We start from the raw sequence: 18,373 nt of genomic DNA, 5'->3' as shown, positions 1-18,373 counted from the left end.
TTATTATTTTTGTTCGCTTCTATTCTGAAAAAGAAAATGGCTCATGCATCTAGTTTGTGAGTTGATTTTACCGTCATCCCTACAAAAGCTTTCTCTAATTCAACAAGAAGGAATAAAACCAATCCAGGTAGTAAACTGATGCTTACTTCTTGGACAGTCAACGAAACTGTCCCAATCGCAATTTTTAATGGTGGGAACACTAACATCAATCCTTGTAAGAGGATCATCGCTCCAATCGAATAGAGTAATGCCCGATTTTCAAAAAGATCTTTTGTCAGACTAAATTCAGTCACTCTTCGACAATTAACCATGTAGAAGGCTTGTCCAAAAACCATCGCATTGATCAGAACGGTTTGTTTCGCTTCAGCAGGAACAAAATCCATTGCAACGAACCCTAAAATAGTCATGATGATCCCAACATATAAAATACGCAAAAGTGCATATTTTGATAGGATTTTTTCGTTAATTGGTCTCGGTGGACGATTCATAACATCTTGATCTGCTTTTTCAAAACCCAATGCGTATGAAAGGGTGATCGAAGCGACTAGATTTAACCACAAGATTTGTACAGTAGTTAAAGGTAATGGGAAATTTCCTACCAATGAAAAGAGCAATAATAATCCTTGGGCTAAACAAGTTGGCAAATAAAAGAGAATCGTCTTTTTCAAATTATCAAAAATTCTTCGTCCTTCTTTCACGGCTTTTGCAATGGTCTCAAAATTATCATCTACCAACACCATGTCTGCTGCCTGTTTGCTAACATCGCTCCCTTTGATTCCCATAGCGATCCCGACATCGGCTTTTTTCAAAGCTGGCGCATCATTAACGCCGTCCCCAGTCATTCCAACAATTTCATCTTGTTCTTGGAGATAGGTCACAATAGCCAATTTATGTTCAGGTGTCGTCCTGGCAAAAACATCATTCTCACGGACAGCGATCTTCCATTCTTCTTCTGTCAATTGATCTAATTCCGTTCCCGTAATCGCCGATTTAGCATTTTTTAAACCTAATTTCTCAGCGATCGCTTTTGCTGTTGCTTGATGATCGCCAGTGATCATTTTTACTCTGATCCCTGCTTGTTGCATTTCCTTGACTGAAGCAATAGCTGATTCCTTTGGTGGATCAATGATGCCACTAAGTCCAATCATCACCAGCTCATTCGTTAATTCTTCATGTGACAATTCACGATCCTTTAACTCTTTCATTGCAAACGCTAAGACACGTTGGCCTGTTTGCGCTAATTGTTCGTTTTTTTGTAACCACATAGCATGATCTATCTGTTGTTGTCTTCCATCTGATCCCAGTTCATATTGCACTTTATTCAGTAAAACATCTGGCGCACCTTTCACAAATAAGATCCTTTTTCCTGCAATTTCATGGACGGTCGCCATATATTTGTAAGCTGAGTCGAAAGGGATTTTATCAACGACTGGATAAAGTTCGATCGGTTGTTGATTGGTCCATTTTAATAAAGCTAATTCCGTGGCATTACCTGAAGTTGGACATACTCCTTGAGTTAGTTGGGTTTCTTGACAATTATGCATCGCTTCAACAAGCCAAGTCTCATTTTTGGTCCAGTTTTTTTCTTCAAGCATTTCCACCCCATGGTTCGCTTCTCTAGTCGCTAAGCTAACCAATGTCATTTCATTTTTAGTCAGTGTTCCTGTTTTATCTGAACAAATTACTGTCATTGCCCCTAACGTTTCAACTGTGGGTAGATTTTTGACGATTGCTTGTTTCTTTGCCATTCGATTGACACCCGAAGATAAAATAATCGTTAAGATCGAAGGAAGTCCTTCTGGGATAGAAGACACGATCAAGGCAATGACAGCTGTCGCTATATAGCCCCAAGTCATGCCATAATAAAAGTAGGATACGGTAGCTAACAATAAAATCAACGCAGCGATTCCTTTAAATATACTAGTATTCATTTCTTTGATTTTCTTCAATAACGGTGTTTCTTGTTCTGTGATCGACCCTAATGAAGTGCTGATTTTTCCAATTTCTGTAGCAGTTCCGACAGCGACTACGATCCCTACTCCTCTGCCTGATTCCACTTTAGTCCCAGAAAAAGCCATATTCGTTTGTTCCGCTAAAGGAGTCTCTAGCGGTAACGGGTCGGTCGTCTTTTGGATCGCATGGGTTTCTCCAGTAAGAATTGCTTCATCGATTTGTAAATTGAACGTTTCACTCAAACGAACATCTGCAGAAACGATATCTCCAGCAGCTAATACGATTTGATCCCCCACCACTAAATCAGCTGGTGCAATCTCTTTTTGCTGTCCCTTTTCGATGATGACTGCTTTTTCACTAAGTAATTCCGCAATGCTGTCTAAAGATGAAGCTGCCTTTCGTTCTTGTAAATAGCCGATCAGCGCATTTAAGAAAACAACTAAAAAAATCATACTGCCTTCAATATATGCGCCTGTAAAAAGCTTAACGATCGCAGCTCCTAGTAAAATGTACATCAGTGCATCATGAAAGTAAGAAAGAAATTTTTTCCATTCTGGAACTTTAATACCATTTTCTAAGACGTTTCTTCCATACTTAAGTTGTCGTTCGTTCCTTTCTTGTTCGTTCATTGCTTTTTTTACCATTAATTTTTCTTTGATTTCTATGATTGATAAGGTGTACCATTCTTTCATTTTTTTCCTCCAATAATTCTTACTGATCAAATCATAAAGGTTAGAGTGACTCTAAGGTCAAGAAAAATTTAAGCAAATCTATCTATGTAGAATAAAAAAATCAATTCCATTCACATTTCCCCCACGTTTCGTAGTAAAATAACCTTACTTAAAATGACTGATCAATGGAAGTGATGATTTGAAAATCAATGAATTAGCAAAGCTCTATGATATTACAGCCCATACTTTACGCTATTATGAAAAATTAGGTTTGATTACACCGGATTATGATGAAAATGGCTATCGAAATTATTCTTACGAACACATTGAACAACTGAATACCATCCGTGACCTACGTTATTTTGACGTCTCCATTACTGAGATCGCCGATTATTTGAAGCAAAAAGAAATCAGCAAGACAAAAGAATTATTAGCTTTTGAAATCGAGGCACTTCATCAACTCATCAGTGACTCACAAAAAAAAATCGAACTATTAATCGAACGTGTCCAGTTAATTGAAGAAGCAGAAAGCATAGACTATCAAGAAGTGCTATTAGTGCAGCAACCGAAAAGACTGATTCTTAAAGCTTCTACGGTTGCGACGGATGAACAAATCGACTTTTCGTTAAAAGAACTTCATAAAAAATACGAACCTTTATTAAGCACTAATAATCAAAATCTTTTTGGTAGTATCATCCATTTAGAAGAAGATCCTTTTACCTATCAAGTATTTTATTTTTGTCCTGATCTTACGATTAAAAATGAGGATGCTGAGATACTCCCTGCTGGAAATTATCTTAGTTATAGTTTTAAAGGTGACTATGAACAAAGGAAGAAAGGAATTGCTACCATCATGAACTACCTGACTACCCATTCGCTTCATAGAGCCAGTCCATTTTATGAATCTTATCTGATTGATTTTCACGAAACGAATAAGCCAGAAGAATATGTGACGCGTTTAGAAATTTTAGTTGAATCGTAGCTTTGGATAACTAAGTATTTATACAAGAAAAAACTACGTCTGAGTTTGACATCAGACATCAAACTCAGACATAGTAACTCTTTTATAAATCAAGAATAAAAATTTGCTACTAAGTGCTACGAATCAATAAATGTGAAGACTTCAAGTAAGCCCCCGCAAGCTTCTTCATTTTTGACCGTAATATGCATGCATCCCATGTTTTCGATAGTAGTGCTTATCTAAAAGATATTGTGGAATAGATTGCATAGCAGGATTAATTTTTTCATTTTCTTTAGCCATTAAGCATATTTCGTCTAAGATCAAGCTATTCTCTACCGCCTTTGCAGGGGTTTCACCCCAAGTAAATGGGCCGTGTCCATAAACGAATACACCAGGAACTTCAGTGGGAGCTAATTGTCTCTCTTGAAACGTTTCAACAATCACATGACCAGTGTTTCTTTCATAAGCACTTTTAACTTCTTCTTCAGTTAATTGCCGTGTGCAAGGAATCGTTCCATAAAAAGCATCCGCATGAGTTGTTCCATAGGCAGGCAAGTCTCGACCAGCCTGCGCCCACATGACTGAATGAGTGGAGTGCGTGTGGACGATAGCATTGATTTTTTCAAAAGCTTGATACAAAATCACATGAGTCGATAAATCAGAAGAGGGCTTCATCCCATCTTCTTCTAGCGGATTTCCAGCTAGATCAGTCACTACCATTTGTTCGGGAGCCATCTGTTCATACTTTACACCACTTGGCTTGATCACGATCACCCCAAGCGCTCGATCAATCTCACTGACATTTCCCCAAGTCAACTTAACTAGTCCATATTGAGGTAGTGCCAAATTTGCTTCATAAACACGTTGTTTCATTTCTTTAATGATCGGATTACGCAAACTCATAACCTGCCTCCTTTAGCTTCGGATAAAGATAGCTTTTTGCTGCTGCGATTTCTTTTTTAAAATCCGGATTTTTTTCACTCCACATTTCAATTAAAAATGACCCATTATAATTCAACTGTTTGAGTTTCTTTAACAAACCCTCAAAGTCAACACAGCCTGCGCCAAAAGGAACATCACGAAATTGACCTGATGATTCAGTTGTTACTGGATAGGTATCCTTTAAGTGGATGGAAGAAATCCATTCGATTCCCTTTTCTAGTTCACGTTCTGGATCGTTTTCTTGCCAAGCCGAAAGGTTACCAAGATCTGGGTAGACTTGAAGATATGGTGAATCAATCTGGCGTTTGATTTCTAAAAATTTAGTGATTGAATTCATAAATGGATCATCCATAATTTCAATTGACAAGATTATTCCATATTCAGAAGCTATTTTGACGCTTTCTTCGAGTCCTTCAATAAATAATTTTCGTGATAGCCTTGTTTTTTTCTCATAATAGACATCGTATCCGGCTACTTGGATAATTTTGATACTTAAGCGCTGAGCAAGTCGGATCGCTTTGACCATCAATTCTTTGGCTTTTATCCGATACGCTTCATTTGAAGAGCCAAAAGGAAACCTGCGATGACCACTCAGACAAATGGAATTGATCCGTATGCCCGTCTCTTTCATGTCTTTGCGTATTTGATTGATCCTCTCGTCAGACCAATTGAGTCGAGCTAGGCGTTCATCTGTCTCGTCAATCGACATCTCAATAAAGGAAAAACCAAGTTCCTTTGCTAATAAAAAGCGCTCTTTCCAAGAGATATCTTTTGGTAGTGCCTTCTCATAAATTCCGATTTGAGCCAAGTCTATTCCCCCCAAATGCGAATCATTTCTTGTTTAAAATCATTGGCTGCTTTTGCAGGATCGTCCGCACTAGAAATCCCTCTTCCAGCTATAAAAGTTTCCACTTCAATCCCTGCGAATAATTTCAATGTTTCCACGTTTAATCCACCTGTCACAGAAACTGCAAAGCCCATTTCTATCAATTTCTTTACTTTTGTCAGATCCCGTTCTCCCCAAGTTTCACCAGAAAGTAATGCATCTCGACTTTGATGATAGATCACCTGTTGGATACCGATCCTCCGCCATTCAGCTGTTTGTTCATAGGTCCAATCCCCATACAGTTCGACTTGCAATGCCTTCACTTCTTTTTGAGCTGCTTCCATGGTTGGCAGAGTAGCACAGCAGATAACAGTCATAAAATCCGCACCGGCATCAGTTACATTTTTGGCTACCGTGCCCCCGGCATCCGCACATTTTGTATCAGCAACAATTGTTTTCCTTGGAAACATGCTACGAATACAGCTGATGGCTTTGCGCCCCTCTTGCAGACATAAAATGGTTCCAATTTCAATAATATCGACAATATCCCCTACTTGAAATACATCTGCTAATGCTTGTTCTAAATCATTATGATCCAAAGCAATCTGTAATTTTGGTCTGCTCATTTTGTCTTCCTCTTTTATTTAGATTTTTGATACAACGCTGATTCAGCAAATTTTTCACCAATTTCTTTGGCTGACATGACATTTTTAATGCCAATCACTGTAATTCCTTTTTTCTCTGCTTGGATAAACATATTCAAAAAATTGACTGGTGTAAAAACGACATCATACTGAGTCGCAGAACTTTTTCCTTCAGAAATTGCACAATGATGGATTTTGGTAATTGACACACCTAGTTCTTTCATTGCCTTTTCGACGCTTCTCATCATCATCAAACTTGTTCCCGACCCGTTTGCGCAAGATACTAAAATTCTCATTATGTTTTCCTCCTATGTGTTCATTTTAATTTTATTGTTGTATTTAATTCTCGTTGTGATATTTTTCTGCATATTGCTCATAATCATCGACGATCAAAAAGTACCCGTCTGGATTTTTACGGTATTGTAATTGTGGAATAATCAATAGCCCAACCACGACTAATGCGATACCAACATACCCCAAAAACTTCATCATTACAGTAAATAATGGCCAAGCAGTGGCCCAGTCAAACATACCGAGATAGCCACCATATTTTGACATGCCGATCCAAGTTGCAAAAACGGCCGATCCACCAACTTGAATGATTCCAGAAAGAAATGGGAATAGACAGGCGGCTTTGAAACCACCTCGATTGTTGGCAAAAACTGCGATAACTGCATTGTCAAAGAACAATGGAATAAAACCAGCAATCACGATGGTTGGTGATTTGAACAAAATGAGTAAGGCAATCATCAAAAATTGACCTAAGGCACCAAACAAGAAGCCAATGGTTACGGCGTTAGGTGAACCAAAACCAAAAGTAGCAGCTACGTCAATCCCAGGAACCGCACCTGGTAGGATTGTATTTGAGATCCCTTGAAAAGATTGTGTTAGCTCATCCACGAAAGTACGGACTCCTAATTGTAAAATGGCTAGGTAGACAGCAAAATTCAATGATGTTGTCATAATATAGAACAAGAAACTTTGTCCTTCTTGCATAAACTGTGCTTGAATCAAATAATCTTTTCCTAGCACTAACAAAATAATTCCAAAAAATAAAAGCATTAATAAAGAAGTTGCTACCATATTTTCATTAAATATAGATAAAAAACCTGGTAATTCAATATCTTCCAATTTTTTATCCACTTTTTTAGAGTGTTCATTTTTTTGATCACGTTTCTTTAAAAACTCGGCTAACTTCGCAAATATATAGATACCAAACATTTGCTGATGTGCCACAGAAAAACCAGCGCCCTCGGTTAACTCCTGGGTGATACCAACTGTTAAATTAGAAGCTACTGCCCAATAACAGCCTAAAATCAGTCCCATAAAAATCAGAACTTGAATTCTTCCTAAAGAGGGAAAACAAAATAATAATATCCAAAAAGCAGTTGCAGATTGTTGAATCTGAACATTTCCAGTTGTAAAAACCGAACGTAATTTTGTATATTTTTGAAAACGAACGAGTAAGATATTCATAACAAAAGCAATCAAAAGTAAAATCATGACATCCCCAAATGTACGACCAAATGTTTCCTCTAATCCAGAGTCAACGGCATTTTGTCCAAAATATGGATCGGTGACCATCGCATCCAGATTAAACCGTTCTTTTAAACCTACTAAAATGGGGCGGAAGTTGTTTACTAATCCTCCTGAACCAACCGTCAAAATGAAGTAACCGACTGTTGCTTTCAAGAAACCAGCAATACACTCATAAAATGGACGTTTCAAGAGAATGTACCCTAGCAGTACAATAAAACCAATCAGATAAGCTGGTTGAGTTAAGATGTTTGTAGCGAAATAAGTCCAAATGCTCAATAAAAAATCAGCCATTCTTTTTTCCTCCTATAAGTTATACTCTTGCATCACCACTCGATAGTCTTCAATCGAATCGGTATCTGCCAAACGATCAATTAGTCCATCTATCATCAACAACTCAGACAATTTTTGAATATTTTCCATATGCTGATCTACATTTTTGGCTGCTAAAGTAAAGAATAAACTTGCTGATTTTTCTTCTTGGTCGAATTGAATGGGTCTTTTCATTTTAGTGAATGATATAGCTGTTCCATAAACTCCTTCACTATCTGCTGAAGAATGTGGCATTGCCACTTTGGGAACAATCACGATATAAGGACCATGTTCTTCTACACATTGGATGATTTCATCTACGTAACTTTGATCAATCAACTTTTTATCTAATAATAGTTGACAGCTTTCAGCAACAGCTTCCTTCCAATCAGTAATTTCTTTATCGGAATATTTCACCAAGCCTTGATCCAAAAAATATTTCAACATGTTGTTAGCCTCTTTTCTATAAGAATGACGGGAATGGTGTATCGTTTTCTACAGAAAATACATCCTCAAAACCACGGTAGAAATTAAATTCCAGGTCGTCTTTGTTCGTTGGATAGGTAAACTTGCCTCCTACCTGCCAGATATATGGTTTAAAATCGTACTTCAAGCGATCCTTTTTAAACTTCCATATTTCGGTAATTTCTTTTGGATCAGCCATAAAATTTGCCCAGATATCATAATGAACAGGGATGACTACTTTAGCCTTTAATGACTCAGCCATTCGCAACATATCGACAGAAGTCACTTTATCCGTGATACCTCGTGGATTTTCACCATATGCACCTAGGCAAACATCAATAGTATGTTCGTTCCCATGTTTCGCAAACATATTAGAATAATGAGAGTCTCCAGCATGATAAATATTTCCACCCGATGTTTCAAATAGATAATTCACAGCGATCTCATCCATTTCTTGAGGTATTTTCCCTTTTAAAGTTTCCTCTGGATCTTCACAAGTGACTAATGCTGTACGGTCAAATGCTTCTAAAGCAACGATAGTTACATCCTCAATTTTGACTTCATCTCCTGGTTTGACGATTATCGTTTTCTCTTTTGGAATTCCCCAGTTCAACCAAGTATTTACTACTTCTTTAGGACCAATGAATTTTGCATTCGGACAATTTTGATGAACAGCAGCTGCTGTATTGATATCCAAATGATCCGAATGGATATGCGTGACAACTAAAGCGTTTACACTTTTCATTTCAAAAGGGTCAATCACAAAAGGTTGCGTCCGCAAGTTCGGTTGCATTTTTTGAACCCCACTCATTCGCATCATCTGATGCCCTTTTTTCATCATCCCATTTCCATGACTACGTTTACCTGTCCCACACCATAAATCACACAAAATATTTGTCCCTTTATGCGTCTTTAACCAAATCCCGGTACAACCTAACCACCACATCGCAACCGTTCCTTCTTTTACTTCTTCTGTTTCGATCTCTTCATTCAAGTAGGTACCCCATTCAGGAAATGTTTCTAAAACCCAATTTTCTTTTGTGACATCATTGACATGTTTGCTCATTGTAATTCTCCTCTCAAGAACTTTCTTTTGTTGACATCTAAATCATAATATGCAACGACAAACATGAAAACCCTTTTATATGACTGTTTGTTATTTATATGATCGTTTTTGTAAGTTAATTGATTTTTTTAGTATGATATATATAGTTAATAAACTTTATATGAATCTTTGGAGCGATAAAAATCATATACATAGGCAACAAATAGGAGGGTAAATAATGAAAAATTCCATTGTCAATATTGAGAAGCGTCAAAAGGATATTTTGGAGCGATTACAACAAAAAGAGCAAATGACAACATATGAGTTAGCTGAATCTTTAAAAGTCTCTATTAGTACAATACGCAGAGACCTAAATTTATTAGAAGAAAAAAATGAGATCATTCGTCATTACGGGTTTTGTTCTTATAATTATGATAATCGTACAGACTTTGATCAATCTGGACCAGAACGACTAAAACAATCAATCGCTCGTGAAGCTTGTAAATACATCAATGATTATGATACCGTATTCATCAATTCTAGTTCTACTGCACTTAAAGTGGTTGAATATGTACGTGCCAATCACCTGACAATTGTCACAAATAACGTAAAAATCACTTACTCCCCTCATAAAGAAAACTGCAATTATATCTTGACTGGAGGTGAGATGCGCTTTCCAAAAGAAGCATTAGTGGGTGATATCGCATTAAATACCATTTCTTCAATGAATGCTGATGTCTGTATCATTGGTTGCAGTGGTGTGTCGCTCGATAATGGCGTAACAACTAAAATTCTCAATGAATCAACGATCAATGAAATGATGATTCGTCAAACGTTTAAATGTAAAATTCTAGTTGCTGATCATCGTAAAATTGGTTTAACATCAAAATTTAAAATTGCAGATATTTCTGTTTTTGATTATTTGATTACTGACAAGTTTTGTTCTGAAAAAGTAATTGCTGAAATCAAAAATGTTGGGGTGAAAGTCATCCAAATCAGTTAAAAAAAAGCCGGTGTGAATGGAACAAGGTTCTGTCCCAGCCACATCGGCTTTTGCTTATTTACGAATGATGTTCAAATAAAATGATCTGATCCATTAAGTCAAAGCTCTTCAAATCAGCCTTTCAGCGATGGTTCGCTCCTACTTACTTAATAACAGTCTTTTTATTAAGCGTGATAACGTTCTACACCATCTAGGTATGTTGCTTCTAAAGTCATATCTGGATTCAATACGATAAAATCAGCGTCCCGTCCTTTTGCGATCTTGCCACAAGTATCATCGATCTTGCAGCTGATTGCTGGTACTAAGCTTCCCATCATCACAGCTTGTTCAGGTGTAGCTAATCCCCAGTCTACTACATTTTTGATTGCTTCTTTTAATTTCAAGATACTTCCTGCTAAATTACCTGATTCTAAGCGAGCAGTTCCATCTTTCACGACCACTGGAAATTCTCCTAAATTATAATTGCCATCAGGCATTCCACCAGCCATCATGCAATCAGTGATCAATGCCACATGGTCATGACCTGCTTTTTCCATTAAAATTTGAGCAGCATTTGGATGAACATGATGCCCATCACAAATCAATTCTGAAAAAACATGTTCTAGCGATAGTAGCGCACCAACCATTCCAGGTTCACGATGATTTAATCCACGCATGCCATTATACGCATGGACAAAGACACTGGCACCTGCTTCTACTGCCTTTTGTGCTTCATCGATCGTCGCATTACTATGACCCAATGAAACAACCACGCCTTCATCTGTCACTTGTTTGACAAACTCTTCAACGCCTTTTCGTTCTGGGGCTAGGGCAATTTTTTTGATCAGTCCGCCCGAAGCTTCTTGCCATTCATGGAAAGTATCAAGATCAGGGTCTCCAAAATAACTTGGATTTTGCGCCCCTTTATGTTCTTCCGTAAAGAATGGTCCTTCAAAATAGATTCCTTTAATTTTTGCTCCAGGAGCTTCTTGGTACATTTTTCCAATTGTTTCAGCTACATCTTTTAAACGTTCTTTACTTGATGTTAAAGTAGTTGGTAAAAACGATGTTACTCCACAAGAAAGCAATCCTTCTGACATTGCTTTCACACCTTCTGCATCATTATCCATCACATCATGGTTCATATAGCCATGAATATGCGTATCAACTAGACCAGGAGCGATCCATTTTCCGCTTTGATCAATGATATTGACTTCTCCTTCAGGTGTGTTTTGGGTATACTCCCCAAAAAGACCATCAGTGATTTCAAGATAACCTGCATTTTTGACACCGGATGACAAAAAGAATTTGTCTGCGTAGATAAAAGTTCTCATTCTTCTCTCTCCTTTGATTTTCTATCCTAAAGGTACTCTTATTTTGGAGATAAGTCAAGAATGGTCTACACCATTTAGAGACTTTTTGCTATTTTTTTAACTGATTGTGCCAATTCTTCATAAAAGAGAGCTTTATTGATTTCACCTTTCTTTTTATAAATCAAACTCTTTAAAATAAATAAATCGTTAAGGTAATAATAACTATTTTTGTCTTGCGCCCACCGTATTCCTTGATTTACTTGTTCTAAAGATAGTTCAATTTCTCCTTGGTGCAACAAAAAGCTTCCATAGTTATAAAAAATTTGAGTAAACTCACTTTTGGTTCGATCTTGGATCGTCTCTTGGAAGAGTTGGATACTACGACTTAAATAGTACCTAGCTTCCGCAGTTTTGCCAGCTACGCCATAGATTTTGCCAATGCAACTGACTAGCTGGATCTCAACATCCGTCACTTGTGTTCGATCTTTTAACGTCGAATAGGAGAGCGCTTCTTTTAAATAACTAAGTGCTTGAGTAATATTTTTTCGTAATGTAAATTCACAGACGCCTAAATAATAATAATATTTTTGAAAATCCGCAGCTTCGTACAAATTTTCTGTAACCTCTGGCGATTTTAACACTTGTTCCAGCTTGCGATAATCTCGTTGCTGAAAATACAAGTCTGTTAACTCAAAATTCTTTAAGACCGCTCGAATTTTCCCATGAGATAAACGCATGACATGATCGATCGTTACGCCTAAACGTTGGCAAATTTGTGCCATTACAACAACATTTGGTAGCTCTTCATTATTTTCAATTCTGCTTAAAACACTCTGTGAACAAATATCTTGCGAAAGCATTTTTTGTGTCATCTTCTGTTCTTTTCGAATTTCTTTTATGATTGTACCAAAGGAAGCGACCAACGTTTCCATAAGCATCCTCCTTCAAAATATGCGTATTCGCATTATACCAATATTTTACTTTACGGAAGAAGAAACATCAAGAAAAGTCCTATCAAAAACTTGTCCGACTTTTTTCCTTCCTTATTTTTGATTTAGCTAGTGATTATTTCATCTCTCACACCAAAAAGAGCCAAAACTTGAGTTCGGCTCTTTTGAGTAAAAACATCCATGACAGGCTATTTTTGTCGGTAAGTCGATAAAAATTCACGCATTTTGACAGCAGTCGTTTTCAGATCATCCATCTTTGGTAAATAAACGATTCTAAAATGATCCGGTTGATGCCAATTAAATCCCCCACCATGAACCAGCAAGATATGATGTTCATGTAGGAAATCTAAAACAAACTTTTCGTCATCTAAAATATTGAAACGCTTCGTATCAATCTTAGGAAAAATGTAAAACGCTGCTTTAGGTTTTACTGCAGAAAGGCCGGGAATGTCATTAATGGCATTGTAAATAAATTCTCGTTGCTCATAAATACGCCCACCAGGTAATAATAATTCATCCACACTTTGATAACCACCTAATGCCGTCTGAATGATTTGCTGAGACAATACATTGGAACAAAGACGCATCGAAGAAAGCATGTTCAATCCTTCAATATAGCCTTTAACATGTGATTTATCTCCACTCAACACCATCCAGCCAACACGAAATCCTGCAACACGATGGGATTTAGATAAACCATTCAACGTCACGACAAATAAATCTGGTGCCAAGGTAGCGATTGGAATATGTTCTAAACCATCCATGACTAAACGATCATAAATTTCATCAGAATAAATAATCAATTGATTTTGACGAGCAATCTCCACGATTTGCTCTAAAATCTCTTTTGGATACAATGCTCCAGTTGGATTATTTGGGTTGATGATCACGATTGCTTTTGTTCTACTCGTTATTTTTGATTTAATGTCATCAATATCAGGATACCATTCTGCTTGTTCGTCACATATATAATGAACAGGTTTTCCACCAGCCAGTGATACTGAAGCCGTCCATAATGGATAATCAGGCATCGGAACTAAAACCTCATCCCCATTATCAAGTAGACCTTGCATACACATTGTGATCAGTTCGCTGACTCCATTCCCTGTATAAATGTCGTTGATCGTCACATTGGGGAACTTTTTGATTTGACAATATTGTTCAATCGCTTTTCTTGCTGAAAAAATGCCTTTAGAATCAGAATAGCCTTCTGAATCTCGTGCATTCATAATCAAATCACGTATCACTTCATTTGGCGCTTCAAATCCAAAGGGGGCAGGATTTCCAGTATTTAACTTCAAAATACTGATCCCTTCTTCTTGCATACGTTCGGCTTCTTCTAACACAGGTCCACGTACGTCGTAGCTTACGCCTTCTAGTTTATTGGATTTTTCAAATTCTCTCATAACGCTATCCAATCCCTCATTTCAAAATAAACAGAAATTTCTGATTTTTTATTTTTTACTTATTTTCAATATCATACTCTATCCCTCTAAAATTTACCACAATTTTAAGTAAAACCATAAGAAAATTTAGTTAGTTTTCAAACTCATTTCCGTCGATATTCATTGAAGAAATTCGCACCCCAGTCCATAGCAATTCCGCAAATAACACCCAAAAAAATTCCGGCAGACAAATCTTTCAATACAATACCAAGAATTAGCCCAACACTCATTCCTAAGATAGAAAACTCCCCATCATATTTTTCCACTTTTTCTCTCCCTTTTCATCTTGACATCTGCGGAAATACTCGCTATCATTAATTTATTGTTATTATACGCAGACGTGATGGAACGGCAGACATGCAAGATTGAGGGTCTTGTGAGCGTACGCTCGTGTGGGTTCAAATCCCATCGTCTGCATCAATGACTAGTCGTAGAGCATTCCGTGCTCTACGTTTTTTTGTTTTCTTATTCACGTCTTATTAATAAACTTACTGTTCGTTATACTAAACGACCTGACTTCTGATAATTTTACGCATAAATTCTTCTTTCTATTTTACTCTTCCTGTTAATTTACTGCTAATGATTACTATGGACAGTTCCTTCTTATGTTTCATAAGATAGCTTTTTTGATTATTTCTCCTTATTACGATTAAGCAATGAAATCAGTATTGTTTTATCTGCATGCCTTCTATTTTGCCCATCTTGATCATTTTTTATACTTACAACCTATGACCTATACTGTAAAAGAATTATGAGAACGATGAATATTAGGAACCATAATTGAACGCTTATTCAATCGATTCTTTTAAATAGTGTAACGCTTGTTTACAGTTCTTGAATCCTTTTGCTTTCCATTGGACATTTCTCTTTCTTGACCTATATATTTCATTTTTTTCTCATCATCAAACTCGTATTCTTATAAATAAAGATGACATTACCAGCTTATAACCTTATTTTATAAGCTTAAGCAGTATTTTAGTACTAATATAAAAATTAGTTTATAATTAGAGTATGTCAAATATGGAGAGGAGAAATAACAAATGAAAACTTTAGACATTATTGCTTTAACATTGTTGATCGTTGGTGGATTAAATTGGTTATTGGTTGGTTTATTAGAATTTGATTTAGTTGCTACTATTGCAGGTGGATCTACGACAATTCTAGCTAAAGCGATCTATATTATTGTAGGAATTTGTGCTATTTATTGTTTGAAATTCTTTCCACTTATTACAAATAGAGTAGAACGATAATTTTTTAATTATCCTCTGTTCCTAATATAAATAAAGCAGTCATGAGCGTTAGTTTGTATGCTCATGACTGTTTTTATTTATATTCATGTAAGCGTTATTCGAGACAAAAGAGAGATTTTTTCTACAGAAAAACGTGAGATTAACCTTTTCTTAATAACTAGACAGCTACTCTTTTCAGAGACATTATGCTTGATTTTACGACAAAGAAATCGCTTTCGATTACATATGTTACTTCAAATATTACAAAAAAGGTAGATTTGTCATAAAGCTATTACCTATGAAATATATCCCCGTGGTAAAGTATTCCTCGTTGGTCACAACAAAACTATTTTTAAATTTACGAAGGAGCTTTTACATGAAATCACTTAAAACATTACTATTAGGAACAACTTTGACTGCCGGCGCACTATTCTTTATGGGAACATCTGCACATGCGGACGAAGCTTATACCGTTCAATCAGGTGATACGCTATCAACGATTTCTCAAAAATACGTTGGTGATAACTCCTTGATCCAAACTATTGCAGAAAAAAATTCAATCTCAAACATCAACTTGATTTATTCAGGTCAACAATTAACAATCCCAACAGGCGAACAAGCAACAACACAAACAGCTTATCAAGCGCCTGCTCAAACAAAAACAGTGGCTGAACAACCAGTGAAGCAAGAACCAGTACAACAAGCAGCACCTGCTCAACCAGTACAACAAGCAACGCAAACAGCGGCACAAGCAACACCAGCGACAACAAACACAAGCTCAGCGAAAGAATGGATCGCTCAAAAAGAATCTAGCGGTTCTTATACAGCAACAAACGGTCGTTACATCGGACGTTACCAATTAGATTCTTCTTACTTAAATGGTGACTATTCAGCAGCAAACCAAGAACGAGTTGCTGAACAATACGTATCTTCTCGTTATGGCTCATGGGAAGCAGCTAAATCTTTCTGGGAAGCAAACGGTTGGTACTAATATAAAATAGCTTGTTTAAAAAGCGAAGGTCCCTCTTTAGGATCTTCGTTTTTTTTACTAAGCAAAGCGTAAATGAAAAAAATTGGCAGAAATAGTATCCTTTCTGTCAATTTTTTTGATAATTTCGATTTTCTAATTCCAGTTTGGCAAATGGTGGTTCGTTCATCGTGTTTTTTGAACAGTTGTGTTTGTCTAACTGCTCAAAATTATTTTTTGTTTCTTTCATGACGTTCAATAAATAGTTGTTCTCTGCTTTCAATCGTTTCACTAATGAATTCAAATAATTGTTTTCTTTATGTAATTCGTCTATTGTTTTACTCTTTTCGTCTGTCATATGATTTGAATAGTTGTCTGTTTCTCTTCCTGGTTTCTTCATCCCCACCTCAGAAGGCAACAACGAGTGGTGAAGTAATTTAGTATACAGTTCTTTGTATTCCTGATACTCAGCATTCAATTGTTCTTTCATATGATCATTTGTCGATTTTTTTCGATAGATGGATGTCTTATTTTGTTGAAGAACTGCTTCTAACTTTTTGAGTAATTCTGTTTCTATTTCACAGTTTTTATATTTGGACATAATATAAGCAGAATTGAGACGTCCTTCTTTCATGGGTATTAGGCCAATATGTAAGTGTGGTTTCTCTTCATCAAAATGAACATGTGCATAAATGATATTCGATAGACCGTATAGTTTTTGAAAGGTTTGAACAATTTGTAAAAAAAATAGTTTTGTTTCTCTTACTGATAATTTTTTTAATGCCGATTCTTTAAAGATGATTCGCCATTCAATTAATATTGTCCAATTAGAATGAATCGATTTTGTTGAAGATAAATGGGTCAAATATTTTCTAATGATCTTTTTATAGTCAATAAATTTCTTATTTAAAACATCATAATTTAAAGATGTTTTATCTGGTTGTACAATACTTGATTCAACTATTTCTCTTTGATTATGTCTTTGGACTTGTTCTAATTCATAAAATCGATAATCCGTTTTTTCTAATTTGATTGATTTAATAGTTCTGCCTCCTTACTTTCTTCTTACTATGTGAATCTTTCAAACAAGTAAATAAACAACGTTTTCATCTAAAGTTTAGTTAATTCTATCCGAAAAAACAAACCGAAAAATTCCTATTTCTTGGTAATTATGTACTTTTAGTGAAATAAAAAAGGACCCTCTTTAAAGGATCCCAAGTAAACCAGTTAAAACAAAACCTACTTCGTGAATTTTCGAGTGAACTAAGATAATAAAGCAAGCTTTGGCCCGCCTCTAAATAACTATTTTTTATTATGCTAGCTATGATTCGTTAATCAATACGGAGTGTTCCATCAATGGTTGTTGTATTGATTAGTTCTTTTTCATCATATACTTTATAATATATCTTTATGCCATGCGTACCCGAGGAAGGCATATTCTTGAAAGCAACCGATTCAATCCCATTGTTGGGTGGAATCAATCCTGAAACATATAATTTTTTTTGATTAGATGCTAAATAGTATTCTACTTGTATATTATAGGAGTTGACACCCACATTACGTACATCCACGTGGGCTTTTCCCTCTTTATTTAATTCGATTTCATGCTTCAATACAATCCGAACATTGTCTTTATCGACTTCTTCCTGCATCTTTTTTAATAATTCGCCATTATTCAACTGAGTGATGTTCTCATCAAAATCTGGCAATCCTGTAACGACTTGAGGGGGAGATTGATTAAAATAGAAGTATCCACTGATCCCCAATATCAAAAGTACTACAGAGAAGGTTATCAGGATATATGTGCTTTTTTTTCTTTGTTTTGCTTTATGTGCCATTTAAAAATCTCCCTTTCTGATAAAATCAAAAACAAATCGTCTCAACCAGATGGATAAAAAAATCATTCGTTAAGCATTTACTTTTATTTTTTTTCAAACAATCCACAAGTTTTTTTGTTGATCAACTAGTTTCTTTCGTTCCAACAGTTTATACTTTCAATGATTAGCAGAACTCCAACTATTTGGAATCCTGCTAAATGGTATTCTAAGACAATCATGTCATTGTTACTATGTGCGAAATTCCCTGTTTATTCTGCTGGGAATTCCAATAATATATGATATAAATGAAACAAA

18 protein-coding genes and 1 tRNA gene are annotated in these 18,373 nt (G+C 36.1%); 5 read left to right on the top strand and 14 right to left on the bottom strand.

All coding sequences use genetic code 11. From position 1 onward, the window contains the following. Nucleotides 1–41: 41 nt before the first annotated feature. Entirely contained in the window at nt 42–2,645 is a 2,604-nt protein-coding gene (locus IGK21_RS05510) for an HAD-IC family P-type ATPase (RefSeq protein WP_034700357.1), read from the bottom strand. Nucleotides 2,646–2,823: 178 nt separating this feature from the next. On the opposite strand from IGK21_RS05510, the gene IGK21_RS05505 reads away from it, so the two are divergent. After that, entirely contained in the window at nt 2,824–3,606 is a 783-nt protein-coding gene (locus tag IGK21_RS05505) for a MerR family transcriptional regulator (RefSeq protein ID WP_010719404.1), read from the top strand. A gap of 165 nt (nt 3,607–3,771) precedes the next feature. Here IGK21_RS05505 and IGK21_RS05500 read toward each other — a convergent pair whose 3' ends face one another. From IGK21_RS05500 to ulaG, 7 genes are read right to left on the bottom strand one after another with little or no spacing between them, the layout of a single operon-like run. Continuing rightward, complete coding sequence (locus tag IGK21_RS05500; RefSeq protein ID WP_034700355.1) at nt 3,772–4,488, bottom strand: L-ribulose-5-phosphate 4-epimerase; 717 nt, start codon at nt 4,486–4,488, stop codon at nt 3,772–3,774. Beyond that, nucleotides 4,475–5,335 (bottom strand): L-ribulose-5-phosphate 3-epimerase, encoded by an 861-nt coding sequence (locus IGK21_RS05495; protein ID WP_034700353.1) that lies wholly within the window; start codon nt 5,333–5,335, stop codon nt 4,475–4,477. The genes IGK21_RS05500 and IGK21_RS05495 overlap by 14 nt, the downstream gene beginning before the upstream one ends. A 2-nt stretch (nt 5,336–5,337) precedes the next feature. Continuing rightward, entirely contained in the window at nt 5,338–5,979 is a 642-nt protein-coding gene (locus IGK21_RS05490; protein ID WP_181918556.1) for a 3-keto-L-gulonate-6-phosphate decarboxylase UlaD, read from the bottom strand. A gap of 14 nt (nt 5,980–5,993) precedes the next feature. Continuing rightward, on the bottom strand, nt 5,994–6,293 hold the full coding sequence (locus IGK21_RS05485) for a PTS sugar transporter subunit IIB (RefSeq protein WP_010719408.1): 300 nt from the start codon (nt 6,291–6,293) through the stop codon (nt 5,994–5,996). A 43-nt stretch (nt 6,294–6,336) separates the two neighbouring features. Then, nucleotides 6,337–7,827, bottom strand: a complete 1,491-nt coding sequence (locus IGK21_RS05480) for a PTS ascorbate transporter subunit IIC (RefSeq protein ID WP_181914931.1) — start codon at nt 7,825–7,827, stop codon at nt 6,337–6,339. A 12-nt stretch (nt 7,828–7,839) separates the two neighbouring features. Beyond that, entirely contained in the window at nt 7,840–8,292 is a 453-nt protein-coding gene (locus IGK21_RS05475) for a PTS sugar transporter subunit IIA (protein ID WP_034866766.1), read from the bottom strand. A 16-nt stretch (nt 8,293–8,308) separates the two neighbouring features. Next, nucleotides 8,309–9,376, bottom strand: coding sequence for an L-ascorbate 6-phosphate lactonase (gene ulaG, locus IGK21_RS05470; RefSeq protein WP_181914930.1), 1,068 nt, complete (start codon nt 9,374–9,376; stop codon nt 8,309–8,311). A gap of 217 nt (nt 9,377–9,593) precedes the next feature. Between ulaG and IGK21_RS05465 the strand changes: the two genes are divergently transcribed. Continuing rightward, entirely contained in the window at nt 9,594–10,358 is a 765-nt protein-coding gene (locus tag IGK21_RS05465; protein WP_053766402.1) for a DeoR/GlpR family DNA-binding transcription regulator, read from the top strand. A 164-nt stretch (nt 10,359–10,522) separates the two neighbouring features. On the opposite strand, the gene nagA is transcribed toward IGK21_RS05465, so the two are convergent. From nagA to IGK21_RS05445, 4 genes are all read right to left on the bottom strand, one after another. Beyond that, nucleotides 10,523–11,671: an N-acetylglucosamine-6-phosphate deacetylase gene (gene nagA / locus IGK21_RS05460; RefSeq protein ID WP_010719415.1), complete on the bottom strand. Its 1,149-nt coding sequence runs from the start codon at nt 11,669–11,671 to the stop codon at nt 10,523–10,525. Nucleotides 11,672–11,745: 74 nt separating this feature from the next. Further along, nucleotides 11,746–12,582: a helix-turn-helix domain-containing protein gene (locus tag IGK21_RS05455; RefSeq protein WP_010719416.1), complete on the bottom strand. Its 837-nt coding sequence runs from the start codon at nt 12,580–12,582 to the stop codon at nt 11,746–11,748. Nucleotides 12,583–12,788: 206 nt separating this feature from the next. Next, nucleotides 12,789–14,006 carry a pyridoxal phosphate-dependent aminotransferase gene (locus tag IGK21_RS05450; protein WP_010719417.1) on the bottom strand — a complete coding sequence of 406 codons (1,218 nt, stop codon included), beginning with the start codon at nt 14,004–14,006 and terminating at the stop codon, nt 12,789–12,791. A 143-nt stretch (nt 14,007–14,149) separates the two neighbouring features. Next, a complete protein-coding gene (locus IGK21_RS05445; RefSeq protein WP_181878293.1) occupies nt 14,150–14,311 on the bottom strand; it encodes a hypothetical protein in 162 nt (53 codons plus the stop codon). A 68-nt stretch (nt 14,312–14,379) separates the two neighbouring features. Between IGK21_RS05445 and IGK21_RS05440 the strand changes: the two genes are divergently transcribed. The 3 genes from IGK21_RS05440 (at nt 14,380) to IGK21_RS05430 (ending at nt 16,265) form a co-directional block, all read left to right on the top strand. Next, nucleotides 14,380–14,462: transfer RNA gene (locus tag IGK21_RS05440), tRNA-Leu, on the top strand. A 623-nt stretch (nt 14,463–15,085) separates the two neighbouring features. Then, complete coding sequence (locus tag IGK21_RS05435) at nt 15,086–15,295, top strand: DUF378 domain-containing protein (protein WP_010719419.1); 210 nt, start codon at nt 15,086–15,088, stop codon at nt 15,293–15,295. Between the two features lie 355 nt (nt 15,296–15,650). Next, on the top strand, nt 15,651–16,265 hold the full coding sequence (locus tag IGK21_RS05430) for a LysM peptidoglycan-binding domain-containing protein (protein WP_252703198.1): 615 nt from the start codon (nt 15,651–15,653) through the stop codon (nt 16,263–16,265). A gap of 106 nt (nt 16,266–16,371) precedes the next feature. Here IGK21_RS05430 and IGK21_RS05425 read toward each other — a convergent pair whose 3' ends face one another. Together IGK21_RS05425 and IGK21_RS05420 are read right to left on the bottom strand one after the other, a co-directional pair. Then, nucleotides 16,372–17,190 (bottom strand): plasmid recombination protein, encoded by an 819-nt coding sequence (locus tag IGK21_RS05425; protein ID WP_374220323.1) that lies wholly within the window; start codon nt 17,188–17,190, stop codon nt 16,372–16,374. A 382-nt stretch (nt 17,191–17,572) separates the two neighbouring features. Beyond that, nucleotides 17,573–18,079 (bottom strand): hypothetical protein, encoded by a 507-nt coding sequence (locus IGK21_RS05420; RefSeq protein ID WP_010737409.1) that lies wholly within the window; start codon nt 18,077–18,079, stop codon nt 17,573–17,575. Nucleotides 18,080–18,373: the final 294 nt, after the last annotated feature.

This window comes from Enterococcus sp. DIV1421a, from assembly GCF_051711025.1.
Lineage (GTDB): Bacteria > Bacillota > Bacilli > Lactobacillales > Enterococcaceae > Enterococcus_B > Enterococcus_B hirae.
Note: the sequence above shows the minus strand (reverse complement) of the source record. Positions and strands in the feature narration are given on the sequence as shown.